General features: G+C 49.1%; 10 protein-coding genes. 3 read left to right on the top strand and 7 right to left on the bottom strand.

Annotation, left to right across the window (positions count from 1 at the left end; translation table 11 throughout):
* The first annotated feature begins 17 nt into the window (after nucleotides 1–17).
* A complete protein-coding gene (locus tag MJX74_RS07870) occupies nucleotides 18–1196 on the top strand; it encodes a serine hydrolase domain-containing protein (protein ID WP_240222293.1) in 1179 nt (392 codons plus the stop codon).
* 58 nt (nucleotides 1197–1254) lie between these two features.
* Here MJX74_RS07870 and MJX74_RS07865 read toward each other — a convergent pair whose 3' ends face one another.
* The 5 genes from MJX74_RS07865 to rlmA all read right to left on the bottom strand — a co-directional run bounded on the left by MJX74_RS07865 (nucleotide 1255) and on the right by rlmA (nucleotide 7819).
* Nucleotides 1255–1749: a RidA family protein gene (locus MJX74_RS07865; protein WP_240222291.1), complete on the bottom strand. Its 495-nt coding sequence runs from the start codon at nucleotides 1747–1749 to the stop codon at nucleotides 1255–1257.
* Between the two features lie 13 nt (nucleotides 1750–1762).
* The gene (locus MJX74_RS07860; protein WP_240222289.1) at nucleotides 1763–2377 is read right to left on the bottom strand and encodes a c-type cytochrome; all 615 of its coding nucleotides are present in this window, start codon (nucleotides 2375–2377) and stop codon (nucleotides 1763–1765) included.
* On the bottom strand, nucleotides 2374–3966 hold the full coding sequence (locus MJX74_RS07855) for a flavin monoamine oxidase family protein (RefSeq protein WP_275692703.1): 1593 nt from the start codon (nucleotides 3964–3966) through the stop codon (nucleotides 2374–2376). Before MJX74_RS07855 ends, MJX74_RS07860 begins: the two co-directional genes overlap by 4 nt.
* Before the next feature lie 126 nt (nucleotides 3967–4092).
* On the bottom strand, nucleotides 4093–6642 hold the full coding sequence (locus tag MJX74_RS07850) for a TonB-dependent receptor plug domain-containing protein (protein WP_240222287.1): 2550 nt from the start codon (nucleotides 6640–6642) through the stop codon (nucleotides 4093–4095).
* A gap of 373 nt (nucleotides 6643–7015) precedes the next feature.
* Nucleotides 7016–7819: a 23S rRNA (guanine(745)-N(1))-methyltransferase gene (gene rlmA / locus MJX74_RS07845; protein ID WP_240222285.1), complete on the bottom strand. Its 804-nt coding sequence runs from the start codon at nucleotides 7817–7819 to the stop codon at nucleotides 7016–7018.
* Between the two features lie 278 nt (nucleotides 7820–8097).
* On the opposite strand from rlmA, the gene MJX74_RS07840 reads away from it, so the two are divergent.
* Nucleotides 8098–8421 (top strand): DUF440 family protein, encoded by a 324-nt coding sequence (locus tag MJX74_RS07840; protein ID WP_240222282.1) that lies wholly within the window; start codon nucleotides 8098–8100, stop codon nucleotides 8419–8421.
* A gap of 78 nt (nucleotides 8422–8499) precedes the next feature.
* On the opposite strand, the gene MJX74_RS07835 is transcribed toward MJX74_RS07840, so the two are convergent.
* Nucleotides 8500–10056, bottom strand: coding sequence for a peptide MFS transporter (locus tag MJX74_RS07835; protein WP_240222280.1), 1557 nt, complete (start codon nucleotides 10054–10056; stop codon nucleotides 8500–8502).
* Nucleotides 10057–10196: 140 nt separating this feature from the next.
* Complete coding sequence (locus tag MJX74_RS07830) at nucleotides 10197–10505, bottom strand: DUF6170 family protein (RefSeq protein ID WP_240222278.1); 309 nt, start codon at nucleotides 10503–10505, stop codon at nucleotides 10197–10199.
* A 158-nt stretch (nucleotides 10506–10663) separates the two neighbouring features.
* On the opposite strand from MJX74_RS07830, the gene wecB reads away from it, so the two are divergent.
* On the top strand, nucleotides 10664–11797 hold the full coding sequence (gene wecB / locus MJX74_RS07825; RefSeq protein WP_240222276.1) for a non-hydrolyzing UDP-N-acetylglucosamine 2-epimerase: 1134 nt from the start codon (nucleotides 10664–10666) through the stop codon (nucleotides 11795–11797).
* Nucleotides 11798–11838: the final 41 nt, after the last annotated feature.

Below are 11838 nucleotides of genomic sequence, written 5' to 3'. Positions count from 1 at the left end.
TTTAACAGGCGGGCATAATGGTAAGCAGAAGAGGGGTAATAGTGCGGCAGTATTTTCTGGCAATAGCCTGTTTGTTTAGCAGCTCTGTGATGGCTGAGGTTGAACTTGCACCTCTGGTAGCCGATTTTGACGAGTATTTTGCCGCTAACCTGACTGAACAAAAAATTCCGGGTGGCGCTTACGCCATAGTGCGCGGCAATAAAATTATTGCTACCGCCGGCTTTGGCGTTCGCCAGTTGGGTACTAAAGATCCGGTAGATCCATACACCGTATTTCGTATTGCTTCGGTATCAAAAACTTTTGCCGCCGGCCTGGCCAGTATAGTGGCAGCGCAGGGGCATTTTAACTGGGACGATAACGTGACCCATTATTTACCGGAGTTTAGTTTTAAAAGTAAGCGTTACAATCAACAGCTAAAAGTAGAACATTTATTGTCACAAAGCACCGGTGTTATGGCCAATGCCTATGACAACCTGATAGAAGCAGATTTACTGCCTGAGCGTATCCTGCCGCAGTTCAATAAAATTGATCCCTTGTGTGCCCCCGGCCAGTGCTATGGCTATCAGAATGTATTGTTTAGCTTAATTGAACCTATCATGCAGCAAACCACCGGTAAAACCTATGCCGAGCTGATGCAGGAACATATTTTTACGCCGCTACAACTGCCAACGGCCTCGGTGGGGTTGGATGGCTTTTTCAGCACAGAAAACCGCGCTATGCCGCATGTGCGTGCTCGTGGTAGCTGGCATAGCACCAAGGTAGCAGAGAGTTATTACCGTTTTGGCCCGGCAGCCGGTGTTAATGCCAGTGCGGTAGACTTAGGCTACTGGCTAATTGCGCAGCTTGGGCATAACCCGGCAGTATTGCCAGACAGCTTACTGGAAAAAATTACCGCTAAAAGGGTTAAAACACGGCGTGATTTAAGACGCAAAGAGTGGCGTCGTTACCTGACAGATGCCCATTATGCGCTGGGCTGGCGGGTGTACCAGTTTGGCCAGGACGAGCTTATTTACCACGGTGGTTGGGTAAAGGGGTATCGTGCAGAAATTGCCTATTCGCGTGAACATCAACTAGGTCTGGTAATGCTGATTAATGCCGAATCTAATGTAATGAATGAAATGGGCACTTATTTCTGGTCTGGTATGCTAACGGCTATTCATCAGCATGAGCGGGACGCTGAGCAAGCTACTGAATAGCCAAACAGATAAACTTTGACACAGCCAGATCACCATACTGCGATCTGGCTACAGTTTGTTAAGGCCGTACTGCAATCACTTCAATTTCTACCAGCATACCTTCAACCACTAAACCGGCAATTTGCAACGCAGATCGCGCAGGCAGGTTAGGTTGTTGTTCAGTACCAAAAAACTGCGTGTAGCCCTGCATAAAACCGCTAAAATCCATTTTGCCATCCAGTGCCGGATCGCCTACCAGAAATACTGTCATTTTTACTACATCGCCCATACCAAGGCCTTTGCTTTTCAGGCTGGTCTCAATTTGGCTTAGTACGCTGAGCGTTTGCTGCTCGGTATTGCCCCAGTAAGCGGCGCTGTTTTTTTCCGCTTTAGGGTTCAGTGGTGCCGGTACTTTACCACTTTCATATATTACGGCTTTACCTGCTGGCACTTCTACCGCCGCAGCAATAGGAAAGCTGCTGTTATTGGGCAGTGGATAGCGTTTAATCTCGGCTGCAGTGCTACTTTGGCTAAAGGCAAATAATGCAGCGGCAAAACAAAAACTCAGTTTCATGGCGTTGTCCTTACTAACGGTTGGGTAGGGGTAAGCTGTCAATATAGGCCACCACATCAGCTATGGCCTGATCATTGGGTAAACTCTGGGCAAACTGGCGCATCATTTGGCCATAGCTGTCATTACTCTGGCTGCCGCGCCAGCCGTTTTTAAACGCGCTTAATTGTTGTACCAGATACCAGTTATGCTGGCCTGCCAGCGGCGGCGCATGCAGCTGAGCATTGCCCTCACCGTTAGCGCCATGGCACGCCTGACACTGCTGATATAATTTTTGCCCTTGCTGTAAGTCGGCCTGGCCACTGAGGTCGGCTGATAATTCAACCGGTGCCTGGCGGCGGATAAAAGCAATGGCCTGTTCTATTTCTGCGTTGTTCATGGTATTTGCAACAGCCTGCATTTCTTTGCCGTGTGCATCGTCTGCGGCGCCACCACGCCAGTTGTTACGAAAGGCAACGAATTGCTGGCGCAGATACCAGTCGGGCAAAATACTCAGGTTAGGGGCTTTAATCGCAGCGTTACCTTGCGCCGCCGAGCCATGGCAAACCAGGCAATATTGTGCATCGGGTTGTTTAGAATCTGCCAGGGCAGCGCTGCTGAGCAGCATAAAAAATAGCCAGATTTTATTCATGCCCCGGCTCCTGTACTGCGCAGCGCTTCCCGCCGTTCAATATCTGCCAGGGCATGCCAGGCCGAGCGCACTGCGCCTTCCTGCCAGCCCGGGTGTAAACTTAACTGGTCGCCAATCAGATAATGGTTACCGGCCGGCGCCTGCAGCAGTTTAAAGCCGGTTTTTTGTAACTCTTCTGTCCATACCGCGCCACAGCCAAGCATATGGTTCATCCGCTGCCAGCAAACACTGACACCGTTTTCAATATGTTGGGCATAATTAGCATGCACCTTGGTGCCCTGTGCAATAGCAGTGGCGAGGCGTTGCTGATGTGTCATAGCGGCAAAGCGGTCAGAAATCTGCGGCTCCCAGCTGTAAGCACCCAGCAAAATACCTTTGGCTTTAAAAGCATCATGGTGTGGATACCATATTTGGGTAATGTCTTGTTTAGTCCAACTAATGCCGCTGTAAATGTCTTCCTGCTCCCAGAAACGCTGTTTGGCTTGCAGACCAATTTTGGTCAGCTTGCCGCGGCCCAGCTGACGCATTATGGCAACATAATCTGCAGGTAAGTTATTCTCTATGCCGCTTACCAGTTGGGCTGGTATGCAGTTTAGGCAGTAATCGGCTTGTTCGGTATAGCTTTCGCCCTGTTTCAGGTAGGTTACGGCAACTCCATGGGGTTGCAGCTGAATATTACTGACCTGGCAATGCAGTTGAATGGGCGTTGTTAGCTGGCGTAAAAACGCTTTTACGATGCTGTCCATGCCACCGCTTGGTGTCATTAATGCAGGCGCCTGATCGGCAATTTCAGCAAAATGCATGGCACCGGTGCAAAAGTCACTACGCAGCAGATCGGGTAATGGCCTTGGTTGTTTTAGTATGGCTGGGCTGGTAACACCACCGGCAGCATAACCGGCGCGGTCGGTGCCGCGATAAGTGAAATTTGAGTCCAGATCACCATAAGCCTGGGCAAACTGAATAAATTTATCTAAGTCTTGTTCGTCAAATGGCTGGTCCAGTGTAGCGCCTGCAGTGGCCGATTTGGCCAGTAACTCACCGATAAAGCCGCGCATATCAGCTTCATATTCGCGTATTCGTACCGGCTGGCCGTTAAAGGCTGCGTCGTCCTGGGTATAGCAGTTTTTATTATGATTACTGAATAACTGCAGCTCTATGCCAAGCGTGCGGCAGTAGTGCAAAATGCCGGTATGGTGCGCCGGAATACGCGCGGCACCGGCGTTAAAATACAGGTTTGGTGCATCGTCAAACGGGCAAATTTGTGGGCTGCCTAACTCGTCGATAAAATCGCCATGGCGAAGTGTCAGAACTCTGCCGCCAATGCGGTGCGATGCTTCCAGAATTTTACAGCTGTAGCCGGCCCGTTCCAGCTCGTAGGCTGCCGTAAGCCCACTAATCCCGGCGCCAAGGATCAGCACTTTACGGTTTTTACCCTGTAGCGGTTTTAACATTACCGGGCTTGCGCTTACAGGCGCATTAGTCAGGCCGAAGATGCCTGCCGCACCCAGCACCGCCGAGCTGCTGCCTGCTTTAGCCAGTAAACCCAGACACTGGCGCCGTGTAAGTGGTGCATTAAAGTAGTTGCTCATCGTTAGTTTATCCCGCAGGCAAGCTGCACTAAGTAAGTAAAAGCGTTGGCTAGTGCAAACCTAGTGCAGCAATAGTACTTTGCCGCCGTGCCTGCTTAATAATCAGGCACGGCAATGGCTACGACATCAGAACGTATACACCGCCCGCACGTAGTACATACCGCCGTTAAAACCGTACGGTGTGGTAGTAGGGTATTTAGCACCTGCTTCACCACCGTAAGGGTTTTCGTCCGGGTATTTGTTAAAGGCGTTTTGCGCACCCAGTACCAATTCCAGCGACGGTAAAACCTTATAGCCTAACTCCAGATCAACGGTAACGGCCGAACCCTCGTCAATGCTCAGCGAGCCATCATCCAAATGCGCTTCCCAGAAAGCACCAAAGTAATTCAGCCGCGCCAGCGCACGCCAGCTGTTTTCCTCGTGAGTAAATGACAAGCTGCCACGGGTGTTTGGCAGGTTATCTTCCAGTTGCCGTACCTTGGTGTCATTTACGTTGGTGGTTAACGGATCAAGGGTCACTTCAGTGTCATTCCAGTTAAACACCAGGTTCAGTTTGCTGCGGCCACGGCCTAAATCCAGATCCTGGCTTACCACCAAATCCACCCCTTGTGTACGGGTATCAAAGTCGTTGGTAAAAAATAAAATACTGGAGTAACTGGTGGCGTCTGTTACGCCCATTGCCAGTAGCGCGGCAATATCGTCTTCGTCTAACGTTAGCGGCGAGGTCTGGCTTAAACGGTCAGTTACCTTGATGTTGTAGTAATCCAGTGATACATGCGTAGTGCCGAAATTCATTACCGTACCAAAAGAGAAGTTTTCTGATTCTTCCGGTTTTAACGGTTTACCGCCTTTTTGGATAGATATCGGGTTATCCGGAGGTAAAGTGGCCTGATCTTCCAGCCCGTTCGGGCCAAAGGCGGTGGTTACGTTAATAACTTTACTTTGGCCGATGGTGGGGGCACGAAAGCCGGTGCCTGCAGCTGCACGCAGCGAAATGCTGTCAGTCAGGTTATACAATGCAGACACTTTCCAGTTAGTGGTATCGCCAAAGTCGGTAAAGTCTTCATAACGCAGTGCGCCATTTAGCATTAAATCATCGGTTACCCAGGCCGAGGCATCGGTATAAAACGACAGATTACGGCGGGTAAATACCCCGGCGGCCTCTGGTTTAAAACCCGGAAAACCGTTAGAACCAATACCAAAGCCCTGGCTGGCCAGCGGACCAACGGTATAAGAAGCGACATCACCGGCTTTTACTTCAAAAATATCTTCGCGCCATTCCACACCACCGGCTAACACTAAAAACTCCGCCAGGCCAACATCAAACTCGCGGAACATATCCAGGTTTAGGCCAATTTCGGTTTGTACATAAGTGCCGGGGTCAAATTCTGTCGGGGTGTCCGGCCCCATCGACGGGTTAATGGTGTTTTTGATACTGAAATCTGCTTGGCTGCGGCCATAAGTGGCACTCATATCAAACATAATATCGTTGATCCACTCGCCCTTTACGCCGCCGGCAATAGAGGCGTCGTAAACTGTACCGCCAAAACGCGGGGTAAAACCACCGGGCAGCATTTCGGTAAAGGCCCAGCAGTTTGGATCAGCGGTTATTGCTGCCAGATCGGCCGCATTAGGAATATCGTCATCCCCCAGCATCAATACCGGGCAACTTATGCCATCATCAGGGGTTAAATCGCCAACCATGATCCTATCTCTGTTTTCGCCGTCGTAGTACACGCCACTGCGGCTGGCTGGGTTACGATAGTAAAAGCCGCCTTCTACTTCGCGCTTGGCATAATTACCAAAAGCATAGGCTTCTTTGTCGTTGCTTAACTCCAGTTCAATATTGGCAAACAGCTTTAAGTCGTCTTTAATTTGCGGCGAGCCCCAAATTTGCGCCGGATCGGCCACTGCCGTATTGCCTGCCGCAATTAACCCGGCAGCGTCATCGCGTTGCACACTGCGGCTGGTAGCATCTGCGGTACGGTATTCAAAACTAAAGTTAGCCGAACCTTTGTCAGTAAAGGGCAGGCCAATATTACCGGCAAACTGGTCGCTGGCACCGCCATCATAATATTCGCCCCATTTGGCTTCCAGCATGCCGCCTTCACTGGCATTTTTCAGTTGAAAGTTTAATACGCCGGCAATGGCGTCAGAGCCATATTGCGCCGCTGCACCGTCGCGCAGTACTTCTACCTGGCGAATAGCAATGGCCGGAATCACCGAAATATCCGGCCCCTGGGCACCATCAGAAATACCGCCACCTAAAAAGGCAATAACGGCAGCCCGGTGCCGGCGTTTACCGTTTACCAACACCAGTGTTTGATCCGGGCCTAAACCGCGCAGGTTTGCCGGGCGGATCAGCGTGGCAGCATCACTTATTGGCTGAGCATTAATATTAAAACTGGGCACCATAGTGCTCAGTAAATTAAGCATGTCGGAGTTACCCTGGTTGGTAAATTCCTCACCACCGATAATGTCTATCGGTACCGGTGACTCTCCCACTGAACGAGGCGCAGATCTTGAGCCTACCACCGCAATTTTCTCTACTGCTTCAGCCTCTTGTTCAGCCACGTCTTGTGCCCACGCTTGCGGCTGAACCAGCATTGCCATTGCTACTGAACCAAAAAGCGCAACTTTAATGCCTTGTGCTACAGAGTTTTTCTTATAGTTCATCTTTGTTCCCACCTTAGTTATTTTTTATTTAAAAGTGATTATTATCAAAGTGTTAAAAGATAAAAGCGTTACATTTTTTGCGCTTTGGTAGCAATAATGCAAAGATTGTGCGCAAAATTAGTACGTATCTGTTTTGGGAATGGTTAAAGGAGCTATGACAGGCAGATTTAAAATGGTTTATGTTAACAAAATTGACACGGGCGCTGATGCCGAAAGGCATCCAGGTAAGCTAGCTGTTAACAAGTAAGTTTGCGGTCAGAAGTGAAAAAATTTACAGATGCGTATTACAACAATGATTTACCGTTAAAAAGCAGCGTAATATCACCCCATAACGGGGCAATACGCGCTCAGATGGTGCGACCAGCGTTTTGCATCAAATTGGTGCTTTTTGATACACATCCAGTAGAAAATCGATACAGATAACAGGCAGGCTGGCAGCAAACTGCTGCTTTTGTCCGGCGCTAAATTTCCACGCCAGCGGCACCATTTGTACCAGTGCCAGTACATCGGCAGGGTGCTCAAATGTCAGGTTATATTGCAAACGCTGGCGCTTAATATGAGTAAAGCCCGCAATGTTGTCGATGCTATCGCTATGCAAGCGCACTTGTTCATACACCGCTTGTTTTATCTGCAGCAAATGCTCTGGTCCTGGGGTTACGGTAATTAAATGTCCGCCGCTTGTTATCAGCCGCTTTAACTCTTCAGGTTTAGACGGCGCGTAAATACGTACCACAGCATCAAAGAAATCTGCTGCAAACGGCAACTGGTAAGCACTGGCCACGCTAAAGTTGATATCGCTACCAGCCGCTTTGGCGGCAAATTTGATCGCACTTTTTGAGATATCAACCCCATATACTGCGGCATCGGGTACAGCCTGTTTTAACTGCGTGGTGTAGTAACCTTCGCCACAGCCTAAATCCAGCACACATTTGGGGGTTACTGCTGCCAGAGCCTGGCTTACCGCCTGTGCCAGCGGGGCATACCAGCCAGCTTGTAAAAAAGCGCGCCGTGCCAGCATCATATCTTTGTTATCACCTGGATCTTTAGAGTTTTTTTGCTGTACCGGCAATAAGTTAACATAGCCTTCACGGGCTATATCAAAGCTATGGCGGTTGGCACATTGGTACTGCTTATTACTAAGCATCAGCGGAGTTTGGCAAAGCGGGCACAGGTACATAGTGAAATCTGGCTGGGGAAAAGGCCGCTAGTTTAGCAGCACAGCAGTGTTTTCGCCAAAGCCTTGCTATAATGGCGGCCATAATACCGTTACGCAGCTAATATTGTTTTGTGTTAAGCAGGCCTTGCGTTACAACACTGCTGTGCTCGCCGAAGCAACTCGCTCACGCAAGCGCTCGCTCAGACACTCTTCGGCTGTGCGCAGCAGGTTCTAACCGGCCAGCTAAGCCAGCATCGTATCAGCTGAAAAAAGACACTGATGTTAATACCGGAGCACCAATGCAAGATTTGGAATTATGGACGCTGGACGAACTATGTGACCACGCGTTTGATATCTTTGAAGAGCTGGCGTCAGAAAACCTGTCAGCCGAAGATTATGCACTTTATCAGCAACATTACGAAAGCCGCGGCTATGCCGATTTAGCTATTCCCGGTGAAGACTGGGTAGAAATGATGATGCAGGACCTGGAACCCGAGCTGCACTACGAAGCACAAATTGGTTTAACCGGCGAAAACGGCGCCCCCGATATGGTGCTGGCGCGCATACTGCTTAGCCGCGAAAAATATGATTCTTTATGTCATGCCCAGTGGCGAAGCCACTAATTTAAAAGGTGGCGCGGCCAGTAAGTTAGCTTTATGTAGCGCAAATAAAAAGGGTCGGCAGTGCCGACCCTTTTAACGTTAATGCACGCCGTGCATACGTTTTTTCAGCCAGGGGCTGATGCACAACATAAATACACCAATACCAATACCAACGTAAAGCAAGAAACTAAACAGTTCGGTATAGCCTGCCAGTGCTGCACTTACTTCAACGGTTTCACCAGCCGGCACTTCAATCGCCGCCAGTTTCGCCAGTTGGGTGGCTAATAACTCAGAGTAAGCCGTAGCCAGGAACCAGGCTCCCATCATTACGCCCACCACTTTATGCACTGCCAGCTTGGTTACTGCCGATAAACCCACCGGAGATAAACACAGCTCGCCCATAGTGTGTAACATATAAGCCAATACCATCCAGCCTGCGCCAACCAGGCCCGCTTCGTTAGGGAACTGCGCACCCAGTACCAGAGCACCGAAACCTAAACCAGCCTGGATAATACCCAGCGCGAATTTAACCGGGGTGCTTGGCTCCATATTGCGTTTGGCCAGAAAAATCCACAACCAGGCAAAAAATGGTGCCAGCGTAATAATAAACATTGGGTTTAATGCGCCGTACTGGCCTGCTGTGGTAGAGAAACCAAACACTTCGCGATCCATTACCCGGTCAGCATACAAGGTCATCGAAGAAGCCGATTGCTCAAACAATGCCCAGAACACCACCGTTGAAATGGTCAGTACTATTAATACCATCATCCGGTCACGCTCTTCTTTAGTACACTGCGTAACCATAAACCAGATAATACCCACCAACACCACAAAGGATAAACCCAGCAAAGTGTTATGTACCACAGGGTTATATTGCACCAGTTGCCACATTACAAGCAGCGCAGGTATGGTTGCCAGGTAAATCAACCATTCGCGATCAAGGCCTGCAAATACTTTTTCTTTCAACAGGGCAGGGTTAGACGGCTCTGCATAGCCATACAGGTATTTCTGCCCGGCTAAAAACACAATTAAACCCAGTACCATACCAATGCCAGCCAGGCCAAAGCCATAGCCCCAACCATACCTTTCGCCTATATAGGTTACCAGTAAGGTGGCAATAAAAGAGCCGGTATTAATACCCATATAAAAGATAGTAAAGCCTGAATCTCGCCGGGCATCTTCCTTACCGTACAACTGACCCACTATGGTAGAAATGTTCGGCTTTAAAAAGCCCACGCCCATAATGATCAGCGCCAGCGAGAAGTAAAACACCTGTATCGCGCCGGTGTCCTGCACAATTACGCCGTTTTCTACATAAGCCTGAAAACCTTCATAGGCCAGGCCTAAGTGTCCCAGACACAGTAAAATGGCACCAAAGGTAACGGCTTTACGCATACCCAAATAGCGGTCTGCCAGCATACCGCCGATAACCGGCATAGCGTAAACTAGGCCGGCATAGCTGCCTAGCACGTCAAGGCCACCGGCGTCGCTGAATAAGTGGTACTTTGTTAAATACAATAACAGCAGATATTTCATACCGTAGAAGGAGAAGCGTTCCCACATTTCGGTGAGAAAGCACACATAAAGCCCGACCGGATGGCCGAGAAATTGCGGCTGGTTGGCATTTGCCGCCGCAACAGTGCTTGATTCAGTCATGGAGTCCCCAGAGTTTTATTAGAATTATGTGCCTTGCATGCTGCGCAAAGCTCAGCGGATTATGCAGATGTGCAGCAATCTTGTCATCACCTGCCTGGGTGTTAACAGATAAAAACCACAAAATTACCGTTGTATGCAGGTTAGGCCGGTTGCTGGCCAAACAGCTGCTGGCGAATTCTGGCAAAATCTTTACGGCACACGGCAAAAGTTAATGGCCGGGTAATCGCAGGGTAAGCAACTAACAGTAATGCAATGTAGCCGACAATTTCCCAGCCGCTTGCTCTGGCAATGAGTAAAAATAACGGAATTAAAATCAGCAGTTTAACAATATTAAGGGTAATTTTGGTCGGTACCGGCAGGCCATCAGCAGCTTTACGGATCACCTCCATACGCTGGGCAAACGTTAAGCCGGCTAATTCAGGTATTTTCTGGCTGTTCAGATATAACATCGGTTGGTCCTTTTTATTGCAGGCATTAGTGCTCTTTCCGGTTAATTATGAATGATTCAGTCGGAATTAACGGAGAGCGCGTTAGTTTAGCGGTTCTGACTATCGCTTTAAAAGCGCTTTTGGTAAGCTTTACGCCAATATAGGAATAAGGATCTGCGATGATTAAAGTTCTCAGCGTCTTTGGTACCCGCCCGGAAGCCATAAAGATGGCACCACTGGTTAATTTGTTAAAACAGCAAACGGATATCGACAGCCGCGTATGTGTGACCGGCCAGCACCGCGAAATGCTGGATCAGGTGTTGCAGTTATTTGATATCAAACCCGAATATGATCTGGCAATTATGAAAGCAGGCCAGGATTTATACGATGTAACCACCAGCATACTGTTAAACATTAAACCGGTATTACGTGACTTTAAGCCAGACGTGGTGTTAGTGCACGGCGATACCAGCACCACCTTTGCTGCAGCGTTAGCCTGTTATTACGAAAAAACCGCAGTGGGCCATGTTGAGGCCGGCCTGCGCACCGGCAATATTTACAGCCCCTGGCCTGAAGAAGCTAACCGCAAATTAACCGGTGCTATTACCCGTTTTCACTTTGCGCCTACCGCTACATCTCAACAAAACCTGCTGAATGAGCAGGTTAATCCGGCACATATTGTCGTTACCGGTAATACCGTTATCGATGCTCTGCTGCAGGTAGTAGCAAAAATAGAAGACGACGCTGTACTAAGCCAGCGTTTTGCCGATCAATTCCCTTATGGTCAAGACGGCAGACGGTTAATTCTGGTTACCGGCCACCGGCGTGAAAGTTTTGGTGCCGGTTTCGAGCACATTTGTGCGGCATTAAAGCAAATTGCTCAGCAGTTCCCCGATTGCGATATTGTGTACCCGGTGCATTTAAACCCCAATGTGCGTGAACCGGTATTCCGTTTATTATCAGATGCTGCCAATGTGCATTTAATCGAGCCGCAAGACTACCTGCCGTTTGTTTATCTGATGAGCCGTAGCACCCTGGTATTAACCGACTCAGGCGGTATTCAGGAAGAAGCGCCATCACTGGGTAAACCCGTGCTGGTTATGCGCGACACCACCGAGCGGCCAGAAGCAGTAGAAGCTGGTACAGTAAAACTGGTGGGTACCAGCCAGGCAAAAATTGTCGCAGAAGTAAGTAAATTGCTTACTGATAAGGCATACTATGACAGCATGAGTTTTGCCCATAACCCCTATGGCGATGGCAAAGCGTGTCAGCGTATTATTGATGCAATCAGAAAAGATGTCAGCGAGCGTTAAGTTAATAAACGAAATGCAGAAAACACACAGCTGACAAACGG

It is taken from the genome of Rheinheimera hassiensis, from assembly GCF_022436675.1.
Lineage (GTDB): Bacteria > Pseudomonadota > Gammaproteobacteria > Enterobacterales > Alteromonadaceae > Alishewanella > Alishewanella hassiensis.
The sequence above is the reverse complement of the archived record's forward strand: the minus strand, read 5'-3'. Positions and strand labels throughout refer to the sequence as shown.

Coding starts and splice junctions, on each gene's coding strand:
- MJX74_RS07835 (WP_240222280.1), bottom strand. CDS start 10,056: ATGACTGAATCAAGCACTGTTGCGGCGGCAAATGCCAACCAGCCGCAA.
- MJX74_RS07850 (WP_240222287.1), bottom strand. CDS start 6,642: ATGAACTATAAGAAAAACTCTGTAGCACAAGGCATTAAAGTTGCGCTT.
- MJX74_RS07870 (WP_240222293.1), top strand. CDS start 18: ATGGTAAGCAGAAGAGGGGTAATAGTGCGGCAGTATTTTCTGGCAATA.
- MJX74_RS07860 (WP_240222289.1), bottom strand. CDS start 2,377: ATGAATAAAATCTGGCTATTTTTTATGCTGCTCAGCAGCGCTGCCCTG.
- MJX74_RS07865 (WP_240222291.1), bottom strand. CDS start 1,749: ATGAAACTGAGTTTTTGTTTTGCCGCTGCATTATTTGCCTTTAGCCAA.
- MJX74_RS07855 (WP_275692703.1), bottom strand. CDS start 3,966: ATGAGCAACTACTTTAATGCACCACTTACACGGCGCCAGTGTCTGGGT.
- MJX74_RS07830 (WP_240222278.1), bottom strand. CDS start 10,505: ATGTTATATCTGAACAGCCAGAAAATACCTGAATTAGCCGGCTTAACG.
- MJX74_RS07840 (WP_240222282.1), top strand. CDS start 8,098: ATGCAAGATTTGGAATTATGGACGCTGGACGAACTATGTGACCACGCG.
- rlmA (WP_240222285.1), bottom strand. CDS start 7,819: ATGTACCTGTGCCCGCTTTGCCAAACTCCGCTGATGCTTAGTAATAAG.
- wecB (WP_240222276.1), top strand. CDS start 10,664: ATGATTAAAGTTCTCAGCGTCTTTGGTACCCGCCCGGAAGCCATAAAG.